The sequence below is a fragment of the Achromobacter sp. UBA2119 genome (assembly GCF_002331005.1).
Taxonomy (GTDB): Bacteria; Pseudomonadota; Gammaproteobacteria; order Burkholderiales; family Burkholderiaceae_B; genus Achromobacter; species Achromobacter animicus.
The window spans coordinates 20,844-35,689 of record NZ_DCYD01000012.1 but is presented as its reverse complement, the minus strand read 5'-3'; the positions used below and the strand labels follow the sequence as shown (position 1 = coordinate 35,689).

14 protein-coding genes and 1 pseudogene are annotated in these 14,846 nt (G+C 66.4%); all 15 read left to right on the top strand.

Annotation, left to right across the window (positions count from 1 at the left end; genetic code table 11):
* The first annotated feature begins 1 nt into the window (after position 1).
* The 15 genes and pseudogenes from B3098_RS11350 (at position 2) to B3098_RS11280 (ending at position 14,840) form a co-directional block, all read left to right on the top strand.
* Positions 2 to 1,102, top strand: coding sequence for an amino acid ABC transporter permease (locus B3098_RS11350; RefSeq protein ID WP_239213708.1), 1,101 nt, complete (start codon positions 2 to 4; stop codon positions 1,100 to 1,102).
* 18 nt (positions 1,103 to 1,120) lie between these two features.
* Positions 1,121 to 1,861, top strand: a complete 741-nt coding sequence (locus B3098_RS11345; RefSeq protein ID WP_056318048.1) for an amino acid ABC transporter ATP-binding protein — start codon at positions 1,121 to 1,123, stop codon at positions 1,859 to 1,861.
* Positions 1,862 to 2,153: 292 nt separating this feature from the next.
* The gene (locus tag B3098_RS11340; RefSeq protein WP_286896148.1) at positions 2,154 to 3,023 is read left to right on the top strand and encodes a VOC family protein; all 870 of its coding nucleotides are present in this window, start codon (positions 2,154 to 2,156) and stop codon (positions 3,021 to 3,023) included.
* A gap of 1 nt (position 3,024) precedes the next feature.
* Positions 3,025 to 4,134 carry a M14 family metallopeptidase gene (locus tag B3098_RS11335; RefSeq protein ID WP_286896145.1) on the top strand — a complete coding sequence of 370 codons (1,110 nt, stop codon included), beginning with the start codon at positions 3,025 to 3,027 and terminating at the stop codon, positions 4,132 to 4,134.
* A gap of 35 nt (positions 4,135 to 4,169) precedes the next feature.
* Entirely contained in the window at positions 4,170 to 5,183 is a 1,014-nt protein-coding gene (locus B3098_RS11330) for a quinone oxidoreductase family protein (protein ID WP_175136450.1), read from the top strand.
* Complete coding sequence (locus B3098_RS11325; RefSeq protein ID WP_175121451.1) at positions 5,180 to 5,602, top strand: PaaI family thioesterase; 423 nt, start codon at positions 5,180 to 5,182, stop codon at positions 5,600 to 5,602. The genes B3098_RS11330 and B3098_RS11325 overlap by 4 nt, the downstream gene beginning before the upstream one ends.
* Positions 5,603 to 5,631: 29 nt before the next feature.
* Positions 5,632 to 7,278 (top strand): ABC transporter substrate-binding protein, encoded by a 1,647-nt coding sequence (locus B3098_RS11320; RefSeq protein ID WP_286896138.1) that lies wholly within the window; start codon positions 5,632 to 5,634, stop codon positions 7,276 to 7,278.
* Positions 7,279 to 7,285: 7 nt separating this feature from the next.
* A pseudogene (locus B3098_RS11315) lies at positions 7,286 to 8,257 on the top strand (ABC transporter permease).
* 1 nt (position 8,258) lies between these two features.
* Positions 8,259 to 9,146 (top strand): ABC transporter permease, encoded by an 888-nt coding sequence (locus B3098_RS11310; RefSeq protein WP_286896135.1) that lies wholly within the window; start codon positions 8,259 to 8,261, stop codon positions 9,144 to 9,146.
* Positions 9,147 to 9,172: 26 nt separating this feature from the next.
* Positions 9,173 to 10,714 carry a class I adenylate-forming enzyme family protein gene (locus tag B3098_RS11305; RefSeq protein ID WP_286896133.1) on the top strand — a complete coding sequence of 514 codons (1,542 nt, stop codon included), beginning with the start codon at positions 9,173 to 9,175 and terminating at the stop codon, positions 10,712 to 10,714.
* Positions 10,711 to 11,484, top strand: coding sequence for an SDR family oxidoreductase (locus B3098_RS11300; RefSeq protein WP_286896130.1), 774 nt, complete (start codon positions 10,711 to 10,713; stop codon positions 11,482 to 11,484). Before B3098_RS11305 ends, B3098_RS11300 begins: the two co-directional genes overlap by 4 nt.
* A gap of 141 nt (positions 11,485 to 11,625) precedes the next feature.
* Entirely contained in the window at positions 11,626 to 12,183 is a 558-nt protein-coding gene (locus B3098_RS11295; protein ID WP_286896128.1) for a carboxymuconolactone decarboxylase family protein, read from the top strand.
* Positions 12,184 to 12,205: 22 nt separating this feature from the next.
* Positions 12,206 to 13,003, top strand: a complete 798-nt coding sequence (locus B3098_RS11290; protein ID WP_286896126.1) for an ABC transporter ATP-binding protein — start codon at positions 12,206 to 12,208, stop codon at positions 13,001 to 13,003.
* Positions 13,000 to 13,845: an ABC transporter permease gene (locus tag B3098_RS11285; protein ID WP_286896124.1), complete on the top strand. Its 846-nt coding sequence runs from the start codon at positions 13,000 to 13,002 to the stop codon at positions 13,843 to 13,845. The genes B3098_RS11290 and B3098_RS11285 overlap by 4 nt, the downstream gene beginning before the upstream one ends.
* A gap of 26 nt (positions 13,846 to 13,871) precedes the next feature.
* Entirely contained in the window at positions 13,872 to 14,840 is a 969-nt protein-coding gene (locus B3098_RS11280; RefSeq protein WP_286896121.1) for an ABC transporter substrate-binding protein, read from the top strand.
* Positions 14,841 to 14,846 lie beyond the last annotated feature (6 nt).

Below are 14,846 nucleotides of genomic sequence, written 5' to 3'. Positions count from 1 at the left end.
GATGAGCAGCACTACGCAAACCCTGAGCGCAAACGTCGCGCCGCCCGGCGCGCAAACCGGCGCCTGGGCCTGGATGCGGTCGCGGCTGTTCTCGTCGCCGCTCAACATCCTCATCACCGTGCTGCTGGCGTGGTGCCTCTTGATGGCCGTGCCGGCGCTGGTGGAATGGGCCTTCATCAAGGCCAGCTTTGACGCCACCAACGCGCAGGAATGCCGCGCCGCGGGCGGCGCCTGCTGGGCGTTCATCGTTGAAAAGCACCGGCTCATCCTGTTCGGCACCTATCCGTTCGACGAGCAATGGCGTCCGCTGATCGCCACCGGCATCCTGATCGCGGTGATCGTGGCCAGCGGCATGCGCCGTTTCTGGAACGGCAAGCTGGCGCTCATCTGGACGCTGGGACTGGCGGCCGTGTCCGTGCTGATGTGGGGCGGCGTGTTTGGCCTGACCTACGTCGAGAACGCCCGTTGGGGCGGCCTGCCGCTCACCCTGATCCTGGCGACCTTCGGCATTGCCTTCGCGTTTCCGATCGGCGTGCTGCTGGCGCTGGGACGCCGATCGAAAATGCCGGCCATCAAGGCGCTGTGCGTCGTGTACATCGAGCTGATCCGAGGCGTGCCGCTCATCAGCCTGCTGTTCATGTCGTCGGTCATGCTGCCGCTTTTCCTGCCGGAAGGCTTCACCATCGACAAGCTGCTGCGCGCGCAGATCGCGATCATCATGTTTGCCGCGGCGTATATCGCGGAAACGGTGCGCGGCGGCCTGCAGGCGATTCCGAAGGGTCAGTATGAAGGCGCGGATTCGCTGGGCCTGAACTACTGGCAGCAGATGCGCAAGATCATCCTGCCGCAGGCGCTCAAGATCGTGATTCCGCCGCTGGTGGGCATCTTCATCAGCCTGTTCAAGGACACGTCGCTGGTCGTGATCATCGGCATTTTCGATCTGACGCTGGCGGCCAAGGCGGCTCTGTCCGACGCAGCATGGCGAGGTTTCGGGGTGGAGGCCTATCTCTTCATCTCGCTGATCTACTTCGTCTTCTGCTATTCCATGTCCAAATACAGCCGCGCGCTCGAGCAGCGCCTGGCCACCGGGCACGCCCGGTAAACCCGAAGGAGAACAGGCATGTCCGATGCCATCATTCGTCTGCAGGACGTGAACAAGTGGTACGGCCAGTTCCACGTGCTGCGCAACATCAATCTGAACGTCGCTCAGGGCGAGCGCATTGTGGTGTGCGGCCCGTCGGGCTCGGGCAAGTCCACGATGATCCGCTGCATCAACCGGCTGGAGGAACACCAGAAGGGCCAGATCATCGTCGACGGCACCGAGCTGACCAGCGACCTGAAGCACATCGAGACCATCCGCCGCGAAGTCGGCATGGTGTTCCAGCACTTCAATCTGTTCCCGCACCTGACGGTGCTGGAAAACCTGACGCTGGGCCCGATGTGGGTGCTGAAGCAGTCGCGCGCCCAGGCTGAGGCCACGGCCATGAAGTACCTGGAGCGCGTCCGCATTCCCGATCAGGCCGCCAAGTTCCCCGGCCAGCTGTCCGGCGGGCAGCAGCAGCGCGTAGCGATCGCACGGTCGCTGTGCATGAACCCGAAGGTCATGCTGTTCGACGAGCCCACGTCGGCGCTGGATCCGGAAATGGTCAAGGAAGTGCTGGACGTGATGGTGACGCTGGCGCAGGAAAGCGGCATGACGATGATCTGCGTGACCCATGAAATGGGTTTTGCGCGCAAGGTGGCGAATCGCGTGATCTTCATGGACCGCGGCGAGATCATCGAGGAAAACAATCCGGACGATTTCTTTGATCATCCGCAGAGCGAACGGACGAAGCTGTTCCTGAGCCAGATCCTGCATTGACGCGCTGAAAAACCGCCAAGCAGTGCTTCAAGCCGCCTTCCTGCAAGGCGGCTTTTTCTTTTGGGGATTGCCTGGCGTGTCTGTAGCAAGCGGCCGAAAGAACCAGAACGCGGCGCTGCCGCCCCGCATCCCCCCGGAATGCGTATTAGTGATTTGAATATGCCGCTGCAGCCCCGCTGCGGCCCAGGCGCGCCAAATCAGAAATCAGATATCGACATGAGAATTCAATCGTTCTAGCGCGACGGCGCATCGGCCAGACTGCGTCTTTCTTTTAGCGCATACAGGAATACCGATGTCCCTTCCTTCAGTCACGGGCCTGGACCACTACATCATCCGGGTCAACGGCCTGCAGGCGGCGACCGACCGCTACGTCAAGCTGGGTTTCAGCCTGGCCCCGCAGGGCCGGCACCATCGCGGCACGCGCAACCAGACAATCATTCTGGATGCCAACTATCTTGAACTGCTGACGTTCCCCGAAGAACTCAAGGCGCAGTCGCGCTTCGGCGGGTTTGATGATGCGTACGAAGGCCCGGTGGCCACTGCCTTGCAGACCACAGACAGCACGGCCGTGCACACGGAACTGGCGAAGTTGGGCATCGATGCCGAACCGCCCATCAGCGGCGGCCGCCCGGTACATCTGCCTGAGGGCAGTGAAGACGCGGCCTGGAACAACACCCAGTTTCCGGCTGGCCTGCTTGGCGTGCCCGACTTCTTCACCTGCGGCCATCTGACGCGCCATCTGGTTTACCGCCCCGAATGGCAGGACCACGCCAACGGCGCGCGCCGCATCGAGTCCTTGATCGTCGTGCATCCCGAGCCCCGTTCGCTGCGCGCAGGCTACGAGCGCGTCTTCGGCGCCATCGCGACCAGTGACCTGCCCGACGGCGGCCTGCAGGTGCGGCGCGGAAGCCTGCGCATCGACTTTCTTGCACCGGCCGCGTTCGAGCAGCGCTATCCGCAGGTTCGCGTGCCGATTGGCCTGCCCGCCGCGTCGCAAGGCGGATGGTTCGCGGGTTCCGTGATCGGCGTCCGGGATCTGGACAAGACACGCGCGCTGTTCGACGCCAACCAGGTGAAGTACCGCGCCAACGCACGCGGCGAACTGGTCGTGGCGCCGGACGACGCCGGCGGCGCGTTGCAGGTCTTCGTGCAGGAGACGTGACATGAGCCAGCCCCTGCCCGATTACTGGGACTGCTTTGCCAACGACTATTCCTCCGCGCGGCAGGCTTTCGTCGACGACGCGGCCGCGCGCGGGGCCGCGCTGTTCCGCTATGAACACCCCACGCTCAAGGACCCGCAGGGCAACGCGTTGAGCGTGGACGTCGCGGTCCTGGGCCGCCGCGATGCGCCGCGCACACACCTCGCGATCAGCGGCACCCATGGGCTGGAAGGCGCGGCAGGGTCCGCGGTGCAGCGCGCATGGCTGGCCGCCGACGGCGCGAATCTCCTGCCCGACGACGTGAACGTCGTCCTGGTGCACGCGCTGAACCCGTACGGCTACGCCCACGACACCCGCACCACTGAAAACAACGTCGACCTGAATCGCAACTTCGTCGACCACACGCGGCCCTATCCCGCCAATCCGCATTACGCGACGCTGCATCCGCACCTGATCCCGGCGCAATGGACCGAGGCCACGCACGAGGCCGCCGCGCAGGCGCTGGACACGTTCAAGGCCACACATGGCGCGGATACCCCGTTCAACGTGACAGCCAGCGGCCAGTACACGCATCCGGACGGCCTCGTCTACGGCGGCCAGGGGCCGGAATGGTCCAACCGCACGCTGCGGCGCATTGTGGACGAGCACCTGGCGGCCAGCGAGCGTGTCGCGTTCATCGACTGGCACACCGGCATCGGCGAATACGGCGAGCCCTTCTTCCTGTGCTTCAACGACGAAGACAGCGCCGAGCAAACGCAGGCCGCACGCTGGTGGGGTGCTGAACGCGTGCGCGACCAGCGCCCGCACGGCCTGGCACGCCCCGACTATCAGGGCCTGGTGTTCCGCGGCGTGCAGCAGGCCCTGGGCGATCGTCCGTTGGCCGGCGCGGTCGTCGAATTCGGCACGCGCGGTCTCCAGATGCGGCCCGCGCTGCGGCTGGACCAATGGCTGCGCTTCAAGGCGCCGCAGACGCTCGATGCCGCCCGCGATGCGCAACTGCGCGCGGACCTGGTGGACGCGTTTGTACCGATATCCAGCGTGTGGCGGCGCAGCGTCGTCGCGCATGGCCTGCACATCACCCGCCAGGCCATCGACGGCGTCGCGGGCTGGTGACTTCTTTTCTCTAATTCCCCTTCTAACTGGCATTCATGAAAGCGATTGTTTTGCGTGAGCACGGCGGCAACGAAAAGCTGCGCCTGGAAACCAACTTCCCCGATCCCGTGGCCGGCCCCGATGACGTGGTGATCCGCGTCAAGGCCTCGTCCCTGAACTACCACGACGTCTTCACCCGCCGCGGCATGCCCGGCATCAAGCTGCCCTTCCCCGTCATCATCGGCCTGGACGTGGCCGGCGAGATCGTCAAGACCGGCGAGAACGTGCGCGACTGGAAGGCCGGCGACCGCGTGCTGGTCGACCCGATCGACCGTGTGGATGGCGGGCTGGTCGGCGAGACCATCCACGGCGGACTGGCCGAGCTGTGCCGCGTGCCCGCGCATCAGCTCCTGCGCCTGCCCGATGAAGTCAGCTTCGAGCAGGCCGCGGCACTGCCGGTGGCCTATGGCACCGCGCTGCGCATGATGAACCGCATCGGGCAGGTGCAGGCCGGCGAAAAGGTGCTGATCCTGGGCGCCAGCGGCGGCGTGGGCGTGTGCGCGGTGCAGCTCGCCAAACTGGCGGGCGCCGAAGTCATCGCCTGCGCCGGCACGCCGGAGAAAGGCGAAGCGCTGCGCGCGCTAGGCGCCGACCACATCATCCTGTACACCGAGGAAGACTTCCTGAAGGCCGTGCAGGAACGCTTCGGCAAGCCCTCGCGCCGGCGCGGCGGCAAGCCGGGCGGCGTGGACGTGGTGGTGAACTTCACGGGCGGCGACACGTGGGTGAAGTCCCTGCGCTGCCTGCGCCTGGGCGGACGCCTCCTGACCTGCGGCGCGACGGCGGGCTTCGATCCCAAGGAAGACCTGCGCTACATCTGGACGTTCGAGCTGCAGATCCGCGGCTCCAACGGCTGGGACCGCGAGGACCTGCACGAGCTGCTGGCGCTGGTGCGCGATGGCCGCCTGCGCGTCGAAGTGGACCGCGTGTGGCCGCTGGAACAAGGCGCCGAGGCGCTGGCCTCGCTGGAAGATCGCAAGATCGTCGGCAAAGTGCTGGTGGCGTCATGAGCGCGCAGCTGAACGCCGTGGATATCCAGGCCAAGTTCGACGGATCGCCCTTCATTGCGTGGCTGGACCTGTCGGTACGCAACGTCGACCACGAACAGGGTGAACTGACCGTGGTTGCCCCCTTCCGTCCGGAGTTCGAACGCGGCGCGCAGAGCGGCCAATGGCATGGCGGTCCGCTGGCCGCCGTGATCGACACGGTCGGCGACTTTGCCGTCGGCATGCTGCTGGGACGCGGCCTGCCCACCATCAACTTCCGCGTCGACTATCTGCGCCCTGCCATCAATACGTCGCTGACCGCGGTGGCACGCGTGCGCCGCAACGGCCGCAGCGTGGGTGTGGCCGACGTCGACCTCTACAACGACCAGGGCGCGCTGGTGGCCATCGGCCGCGCCACCTACGCCACGCTCAGCCAGGGCTGAGCCGCGCATTCAAGACAAGGAATACCGTCATGACACAAGCAACCCGCGCCGGACGGCGCGCCTTTCTGACCCGCTCCGCCGCCGGCGGTCTGGCTGCGGCCGGCCTGGGCGTCACGCCGCGCACGCTGCTCGCTGCCACGGACCGCCCCGGGTCCGACGCCGGCCCCGCCCGCCGCGGGGGCACGCTCGTCGCCACGTGGGGCGGCCTGGAGCCACAAGCCCTGTTCGTACCGGGCGGCGGCGGTTCCAGCCCGTTCCAGACATCCACCAAGATCCTGGAACGCCTGCTCAAGCTGGACGCCGACCTGAAGTTCCAGCCCGCGCTGGCTTTGTCTGTCACGCCGGCCGCGGACTTTCGCAGCTACACGATCAAGCTGCGCGAGAACGTCACCTGGCACGACGGCACGCCGTTCACGTCGGCCGACGTCGTCTACAACGTGCTGCAGCACTGGAAGCCCATTTCCGCCGGCATCGCGCTCAAGTCGCTGACAGAAGCCTCGGCGCCGGATCCGCACACGGTCGTGCTGACCTTCAACGCCCCGGTGCCCGAGTTCTTCCTGAAGTCCACCCTGTCGGGCCAGTATCAGCTGCTGGTGCCCAAGCACCTGTACGACGGCAAGGACCTCATCACCAACCCGCTGAACAATACGCCGGTGGGCACCGGGCCGTGGAAGTACGGCAAGTGGGTGCGCGGCAGCCATGTCGAGTACCTGCGCAACGACAAGTACTGGAACGCCACGCAGCCGAACCTGGACAAGCTGGTGATCCGCTGGTGGGCGGACCCCGCCTCGCGCGGCGCTGCGCTGGAAACCGGCGAGCTGGGCCTGGCCTATTCCAACCCCGTGCCCGCGCGCGACATCGACCGGCTGGTCAAAACCGGCAAGGTCGTCGTGGACACGCGCGGCTACCAGAACACCGCGTGGACGGTCACCGTCGAGTTCAACCAGCGGCGCGACATCGTCAACCGCCGCGAGGTCCGCCAGGCCATCCTGCACGCCATCGACCGCCAGTTCATCGTCGACACCATCTACTACGGCCGCGGCAAGCCGGCGATTGCGCCCATCTTCAGCAGCAATCCGCTGTTCTTCACCGAGGACGTGCCCCGCTATGCCTTCGATCCGAAGAAGGCGGCCGCCCTGCTGGACGCGGCAGGCTTGCCGGCCAAGGACGGCAAGCGCTTCACCGTCAACCTGCTGGCCGCGGCCTGGTTCGAGGAAAACGCCAAGCTCGGCCAGTACCTGAAGCAGGCGCTGGAAGACGTGGGCATCGCCGTGAAGCTCGATTCCGTGGACCGCGCTACCGCGCTCAAGCGCATCTATGGCGAATACGACTACGACATCGCGGTGTCCAACTTCACGTCGCCGCTGGAGCTGGTGCCCACCGTGACGCAGTTCTTCACGACCGACGGCATCGTCAAAGGCGCCGCGTTCCGCAACGCCACGGGCTATTCCAGTTCAGAGATGGATGGCATCGTCGGCAAGCTGGCCGTCGAAACCGATCCGGAGGCCCGCCGCAAGCTGGCCGCGCAGTTCGCCCGCCTGGCGTCCACCGACGTGCCGATCGTGCCGCTGGTGGAAATCCAGTCCTTCACCCTGGCCGGCAAGAACGTGCGCAACTTCACGACCGGCGCCAACGTCCAGGGCGAGACGCTGGCCGACGTCTGGCTGCAGGCCTGAGGACGACATGGCTCTGCGCCTGATCTCGCGCCGGCTGCTTCAGGCCATCCCGCTGCTGCTGGGCGTGATGGTCCTGAACTTTGCCCTGATTCAGTCCGTGCCGGGGACCTTCCTGGATGTCATGACAGCCGAGCAGCAGGTCACCGACCCGGCGCTGATCGAGCGCCTGCGCGTGACCTACGGGCTGGACCAGCCACCGGCAGTGCAGTTGCTCAAGTACATCGGGTCGGTCGCGCAGCTGGACCTGGGCTATTCCTACCGGCATAACCTGCCGGTGCTGGACGTCATCCTGGCGCACTTGCCCGCCACGCTGGTGCTGATGCTGGCCAGCATTGCCATCGCCGTGCTGGTGGGCGTGGCGGCCGGCATCGTGTCGGCCGTCAAGGTCAACACATGGTGGGACAGCGCCGTGTCCGCCTTCGCCGTGCTGTGCTTTGCCGCGCCGAGCTTCTGGCTGGGCATCATGCTCATCATCATGTTCTCGGTGAAGCTGGGCTGGTTTCCGGTGGGCGGCATGGTCACCATCGGGCTGGACGGCGGGCTGTGGCGGCAGGCGCTGGACATCCTGCATCATCTGGCGTTGCCGGCGGTGGCACTGGGCTTGTTCTATTCGGCAGCCTATGCGCGTGTGATGCGCGCCTCGATGCTGGAAGTCAGCCGCATGGATTACGTGCGCACCGCCCACGCCAAGGGTCTGACGCGCGTCGCCGTGGTGCTGCGCCACGTGTTGCGCAACGCCGTCCTTCCCATCGTCACCCTGCTGGGCCTGCAACTGGGCGCCGTGTTGGGCGGCAGCATCGTGATCGAGTCGGTGTTCAGCTAGCCCGGCATCGGCGCCGTGCTGTTCGACAGCGTCATGAGCCGCAACTATCCCGTCGTGCTGGGCATCCTGGTGCTCAGTTCGGTCGTCGTCATCATCGCCAACATCTTCGTGGATCTGGCATATACGCGCCTGGATCCGCGCATCAAGGCCGCCTGACATGTCCGCACCTTCCGCTGCAACTGTTCCTGCTGGCGCGCCGGCCGCCCGCCGCCCGGACGCGTTCGCCGTTCGCTTTGCCCGCAACCGCGGCGCCGTGGCGGGCGCACTGGTCCTGCTGCTGGTCGCGCTGGTGGCGGCCGGCGCGGACTGGCTTTACCCCGTCAATCCGCTGCGCATCGTGGGCGCGCCCGAGATCTGGCCGTTCGAGTCCTGGCGTTATCCGCTGGGCACGGACTCGATGGGCCGCGACATCGCCGCACTCATCGCCCACGGCGCGCGCGCCACGCTGCTGATCGGCCTGGTGGCCGCCGCCACCGCCACGCTGATCGGCGTCACCGTCGGCGCGGCTGCTGCCTGGGCGGGCGGCTGGGTGGATGAAGGGTTGATGCGCCTGACCGAACTGTTCCAGATCATTCCCAACGTGGTCTTCGTGCTGACGGTCGTGTCGGTGCTCGGTCCACGCATCGAGCACATCACGCTGGCGGTGGGCCTGGTGTCCTGGCCGCCAATCGCCCGCCTGACCCGCGCGGAATTTCTGTCCTTCAAGGAGCGCGAGTTCGTTCAGGCCTGCCGCGCGGTCGGCATGAGCCCATGGCGCATCGCCGCCGCCGAAGTCCTGCCCAATGCGCTGCCGCCGGTCATCGTGATGTCGTCGCTGGTGGTGGCCGGGGCCATCCTGTACGAATCGGTGGTGTCCTTCCTGGGCCTGGGCGATCCCAACATCGCAAGCTGGGGCCGGCTGGTGGGCGAAGGCCGCAGCCTGATCCGATCCTCCTGGTACATCTGCGCCGTGCCCGGCGTGGCCATCATGCTTACCGTGCTGTCGCTGAACCTGGTCGGCGACGGCCTGAACGACGCGCTCAATCCCAAGCTGCAAAAGCGCTGAGCCGCCAACTTCTGGAACTCCTTCTTATGACGCATTCCCCCCGCAACCTTGGCGATCTTGCCGATCCGCGCCTGCCGGCCGAGCTGCCCGCGCTCATCGACCTGCGCCTGCCTGACGCGCCGTGGCAACTGACCCATGGCGAGGCCGACCGCCTGGCCGGCGGCGTGGCCGCGTGGCTGACCGAGCGCGGCCTGCCGCCCGGCTCGCGCATCGCCATCGCCGCGCTGAACCGCGCCGAATACTTGCTGGCGTACTTCGGCATCATGCGCGCCGGTTACGTGGCCGTGCCCATCAACATCAAGCAGTCGCAAGAAAATATCGACTACGTGCTGCGCGACGCGGACATTGCGCTCGCGTTCGTGGATGGCCCCCGCCGCGCCGGCTTCGAGGCTACCGTGCCGGTGCTGGATTTCGACGACGCGGGCCCGCAGGGATTTGCGGCGCAGATCGTCCCCACCGCGTTCACGAGTGTCACGCCCGCGCCTGAAGACATCGCACAGATGCTGTACACGTCAGGGTCCACCGGCAAACCCAAGGGCGTGCCGCTGACCCATGCCGGACAACTTTGGGCGCTGACCGCCACGTCCGGCCCCGCGAATCCGGACGCGCCGCAAGCGCGCTACCTGCTGGCGCAGCCGCTCTTTCACATGAATGGTCTCTTCATGTCCAAGCGCGCATTTGCCAGCAACAGCCTGCTGGTGATCCAGCCCGGGTTCGACGTGGCCGCCTACGCCGACGCGCTGGCGCGCTATCGCATCACCATCCTGACCGCCGTGCCCACGATGTTTGCGCGGCTGGTCAAGGATCCCGCCTTGCTGCAGGACCGCGACCTGTCGGCGCTGGAGCGCGTGATGCTGGGCTCTGCGCCGATGACGACGGCTCTGTTCGACCGCATCCAGCGCGCGCTGCCGCACGTGCGCATCACCCACGGCTATGGCACGACCGAGGCCGGTCCCGCCGTGTTCGGACCGCATCCTGATGGCCTGCCCACGCCGCCGCTGTCGGTCGGCTACCCGCTGGACGCCGCGCAGGTCCGGCTGACGGGCGGCGCCACCCCGGACGAAGGCGTGCTGGAAATGAAGAATCCCGCTGTGCTGGGCGGCTATCACAACCTGCCGGAGAAGAGCGCGCAGGTGCTGAACGACGGCTGGTACTACAGCGGCGACGTGATGCGCCGCGACCCTGACGGATTCCATTACTTTGTAGGCCGCGCGGACGACATGTTCGTCTGCGCGGGCGAGAACATCTATCCCGTTGAAGTCGAGAAGCTGCTGGAATCGCACCCCGACGTGCGACAGAGCTGCGTGGTGCCACTAGCCGACGAAGAGCGCGGCCACATCCCGGTCGCGTTCGTCGTACGGCGTGCCGGCAGCACGCTGGACGCCGACACGCTCAAGCAGCACGCCCTCGATAACGGCCCGGCTTATCAGCACCCGCGCCGCATCCGCTTCCTGGACGACCTGCCGTGGGCGGGCACCAACAAGGTCGATCGCAATGCCTTGCTGCTGCAGGCGCGGGCATTGGAAGCCCGGCAAGCCTGGACACAACCCGAAAAGGAGGCCGCATGAGCGCCACACCAGATTCCCTGGCGGGTAAGACCGCCCTCGTCACCGGCGCCAGCCGGGGCATTGGCCGCGCGATCGCGCTGGCGCTGGGCCGCCGCGGCGCGCTCGTCGCCGTGCACTACAACGCGCAGGCCGACGCCGCCGATGAAGTCGCCGGCCAGATCCAGGCGGCCGGCGGCCAGGCCTGGACGTTGCAAGCCGACCTGGCGGACCCCGAGGCGGCCGAGTGGTTGGCGCAGGAAGCACGCGCCAGTTTGCGCGAACGCACCGGCGACGAGGGCCTGGACATCCTGGTCAACAACGCGGGCGTAGGCCTGCGCGCCCGCCTGCCCGAGGTGACGCCGGCGGACTTCGACCGCGTGCTGCAGGTGAACCTGAAGACGCCGTTCTTTCTGATCCAGCATTGCCTGCCGTTCCTGCGCGATGGCGGCCGCATCATCAACATTTCGTCGATGGGCACGCGCGCCGCGTATCCCGAAATGAGCGTCTACGCGCCAGCCAAGGCGGGCCTGGAAGCGCTGACGCTGCTGCTGGCCAGCGAACTGGGCGCGCGCGGCATTACCGTGAATGCGGTCTTGCCCGGCGCCACCGCCACTGATCTGAACCAGCGCGCCCGCGACCCGGAACTGAGCCGCGTCATCGCACAGAGCATCGCGCTGGGCCGCGTGGGCCAGCCCGAAGACATCGCGGACATCGTGGCATTCCTGGCCTCCAACGAGGGGCGCTGGGTCACGGGACAGCGCATCGACGCGACGGGAGGACAGCGGCTGTGACAGGCGCGATGCTGGCGCGGCATGGCAGCGGAGCCGCCCGCCACGCCGGCATACCCATATACATATGTGATATCGGTATTTTTCACGCTGCCGCATGTCTCTTAGGATTTCAGCGTTCTTCTTTCCTACGCTGGAATTGCCTTGTCACGCCTCACTCCTTTGGATCCCGCCAAGCTCGATCCCGCGACCGCCCAACTCTTCAATCAGCTTCTGCAGGACTACGGCCCGTACGCGAACATGCTGAGCGCGTTCGCGCCCCGCCCGCCGGCCTTGAAGCACTTCTTTTCGTACCTGGTGCAGTCGCGCGAAGACGGGCTGATCTCGCCGCGCCACCTGGAAATCGCGCTGCTGACCGCGTCCAAGGCGCATGCCTGCCATTACTGCGTCACGCTGCACACGCCCAAGCTGGCGGCGCACGGCATCTCGCAGGAAGCCATCGACCGCCTGCTGGACCCGCAGGTGCCGGGCCTGGACGAGAAAGACCTGGTGGTGCGCGACTACGCGGTGCTGGTCACGCTGACGCCGGCGCAGGTCAGCGATGCGTTCTACGCAAAGCTGCAATCGTTCTTCAGCGAAGAACAGATCGTCGAGCTGACCATCCGCATCGCACTGTGCAGCTTCTTCAAGCGCTTCAACGAGGCGCTGGAAGTGCCGCATGAAGACGTGGTGGCCCTGGAACTGGAGCATGGCGCGGCTTGAGGCGGCGTGCAGTCGTTTCGCCATGAGCCCTACCCTGCCCCTGAAACTTGAGATCCGCAATCTCTCCAAGCGCTTCCACACCGACACCGGCCCGGTGCAGGTCCTGGACGACATCAGCCTGAACGCCGCCAGCGGCGAGTTCGTCAGCATCATCGGCCCGTCCGGCTGCGGCAAGTCCACGCTGTTCAACATCCTGACCGGTCTTCTGGAACACGACGCCGGCACCATCGCGCTGGACGGCCGCCCGCTGCCCAACCTGCGCGGGCGCGTCGGCTACATGCTGCAGCGCGACCTGCTGATGCCGTGGCGCACCGTGCTGGACAACGTCCTGGTCGGCCTGGAAATCCGGGGCGCGCCCAAGGCCGAATCCGTGGAACGCGCCCGCGAGTACCTGGACACCTTCGGCCTGCTGCCCTTTCAGGACAGCTATCCGAAGGCGCTGTCCGGCGGCATGCGCCAGCGCGTGGCCCTGGCGCGCACGCTGTTGCCCGATCCGGACGTGCTGCTGCTGGACGAACCCTTTTCGGCGCTGGATTACCAGACCCGCCTGTTCCTCGAATCCATGCTGGCCGACACCGTCAGCAAGCAGGGCAAGACCGTGGTGCTGGTGACCCACGACATCGACGAAGCCATCGCGCTGTCCGAGCGCATCTTCGTCCTGAGCGCCCGCCCCGGCCGCCTGAAAAGCGAGCACCGGATCGAGCTGGGTACACGCTCGCCGCTGCATGCGCGCCATGACAGCCGCTTTCCCGGCTACTTCGACCTGCTGTGCCAGGAACTCGACATACAGACCGCCCGCAAGGACGGCACCCACGCATGACCCAGACCTCCGCATCTCTTGCCCAGGGCGTCGCTTCGCCCGCACCCGCGCGCCCGCGTCCGGCCTTTCGCGTTCCTGTCCTGGCGACGCAGCTGTTCATTCTTGCCGTGCTGTTTGGCGCGTGGGAAGCCGCCGTGCGCACCGGCGCGGTGTCGGGCTTTCTGTTCGGATCCCCGGCCGGCGTGGTGCAGGCAGGCTGGAAGCTGATCGTGTCCGGCGAACTCTGGGAGCACGCCAACTACACACTGTGGGCGTCGGCGGCCGGATTCGTCGTCGGCACCGTGGTGGGCACCATTCCGGGCCTGGCGCTGTGGTATTCGCCCTATGGCGCCAAGGTGGTCGAACCCTTTCTGGTCGCGATCAACAGCGTCCCCAAGATCGCGTTCGCGCCGCTGGTCATCCTGTGGTTCGGCACGGGCCTGATTTCCAAGGTGGCGCTGTCGATCTCCCTGACATCCATCGTCGCGCTGCTGGCCACCTTTCAGGCCGCCAAGGACGCGGACCCGGACATCCAGAAGATGCTCGTATCGCTCGGCGCCACCAAGCGGCAAATCTTCGCCAAGGTCGTGGTGCCGTCGGCGCTGCCCGCCATCATCGCCACGTTCCGCATCAACATCGGCTTCGCGCTGGTGGGCACGGTCGTGGGCGAATTCATCTCGTCCAAGTACGGCCTGGGCCACATCATCTTCGTCGCCTCGTCGCTCTATGACCTGAACACGGTCTGGGTCGGCATCTTCTCGCTGATGGCGCTGGGCTTCGTCCTGTATGCCGGCGTGGACATCGCCGAAAAGCGCCTGCTGCGCTGGAAAGACCAGACCTACGCCACTCAATTCAAACTGTGAAGCGCACATTGCGCCGCTGCAAACCCATGAAAATCCGTACCACCCTGCGCATCGCCGCCGCCGCGGCTGCCTCCCTGCTGTCCGTGTCGGCGATGGCCAATGACAAGGCCGTCGTCTCGGCCGCGTTCAAGTCCGTGTTCTACCTGCCGGTGTATTTCGCCGAGGAACACGGCTACTTCAAGGACGAAGGCCTGGACGTGCGCATCGACGTTGCGTCGTCGTCTACCAACGCGCTGGCCGCCGTCATCTCCAAGAGTGCTGACTTCTCCCTGCACGGCCCCGAATGGACCGCAATCTCCTTCGGCCGCGGCGCGCCCGTCAAGGTGGTGGGCGGCACGCTGAACCGCCTGGGCGCGTGGCTGACTTGCAAGCCCGCCTTCGCGTTCGACGGCTTCAAGAGCCTGAAAGGCGCCACCATCGCCACCGGCGCCATGCCCACCACCAGTTCGTCCGCGTTCATCAAGCTGGTCAAGAACGCCGGCCTGGACGCCAAGCGCGACGTGAACCTGCTGGAAGTGCCGCTGGGCAACGAGATCGGCCCGCTCAGTTCCGGCCAGGCCGATTGCGCGGTGCTCTACGAGCCGGGCGCATCCCAAGCGCAGGCCCAGGGCTTCAAGGTGGTTTCCGCGTTTTCGCGCGAGATCGGTCCGTACACGTTCTCGGCCATTTCCACGCGCCAGGACATCGACCCTCAGGTCTCGCAGAAGCTCGTCTCCGGCATCGACCGCGCACTCAAGACGATCCGCAAGGACCCGGCCGCCGCCGTGGCCAGCGGCCTGAAGCTCTTTCCCAACCTGGACCCCGCCGTCGTGCGCGCGTCGGTGCAGCGCCTGATCGACGATGGCGTCTTCGCCGATTCCGTGGCGGTGCCCGAGCAGGCCTTGAAGGACGCGCTCCAGACCCAGATCGACCTGGGCAATCTGGACCGCATCCCTGCCGATGGCAAATGGCTGGATCTCGGTTATGCGGATTCGATTGCCGGGAAGGCCTACTGATACCCC

What these genes read in the sequence shown, in the direction of transcription:
- B3098_RS11350 (WP_239213708.1), top strand. Translation starts at nt 2, where the DNA reads ATGAGCAGCACTACGCAAACCCTGAGCGCAAACGTCGCGCCGCCCGGC.
- B3098_RS11345 (WP_056318048.1), top strand. Translation starts at nt 1,121, where the DNA reads ATGTCCGATGCCATCATTCGTCTGCAGGACGTGAACAAGTGGTACGGC.
- B3098_RS11340 (WP_286896148.1), top strand. Translation starts at nt 2,154, where the DNA reads ATGTCCCTTCCTTCAGTCACGGGCCTGGACCACTACATCATCCGGGTC.
- B3098_RS11335 (WP_286896145.1), top strand. Translation starts at nt 3,025, where the DNA reads ATGAGCCAGCCCCTGCCCGATTACTGGGACTGCTTTGCCAACGACTAT.
- B3098_RS11330 (WP_175136450.1), top strand. Translation starts at nt 4,170, where the DNA reads ATGAAAGCGATTGTTTTGCGTGAGCACGGCGGCAACGAAAAGCTGCGC.
- B3098_RS11325 (WP_175121451.1), top strand. Translation starts at nt 5,180, where the DNA reads ATGAGCGCGCAGCTGAACGCCGTGGATATCCAGGCCAAGTTCGACGGA.
- B3098_RS11320 (WP_286896138.1), top strand. Translation starts at nt 5,632, where the DNA reads ATGACACAAGCAACCCGCGCCGGACGGCGCGCCTTTCTGACCCGCTCC.
- B3098_RS11310 (WP_286896135.1), top strand. Translation starts at nt 8,259, where the DNA reads ATGTCCGCACCTTCCGCTGCAACTGTTCCTGCTGGCGCGCCGGCCGCC.
- B3098_RS11305 (WP_286896133.1), top strand. Translation starts at nt 9,173, where the DNA reads ATGACGCATTCCCCCCGCAACCTTGGCGATCTTGCCGATCCGCGCCTG.
- B3098_RS11300 (WP_286896130.1), top strand. Translation starts at nt 10,711, where the DNA reads ATGAGCGCCACACCAGATTCCCTGGCGGGTAAGACCGCCCTCGTCACC.
- B3098_RS11290 (WP_286896126.1), top strand. Translation starts at nt 12,206, where the DNA reads ATGAGCCCTACCCTGCCCCTGAAACTTGAGATCCGCAATCTCTCCAAG.
- B3098_RS11285 (WP_286896124.1), top strand. Translation starts at nt 13,000, where the DNA reads ATGACCCAGACCTCCGCATCTCTTGCCCAGGGCGTCGCTTCGCCCGCA.
- B3098_RS11280 (WP_286896121.1), top strand. Translation starts at nt 13,872, where the DNA reads ATGAAAATCCGTACCACCCTGCGCATCGCCGCCGCCGCGGCTGCCTCC.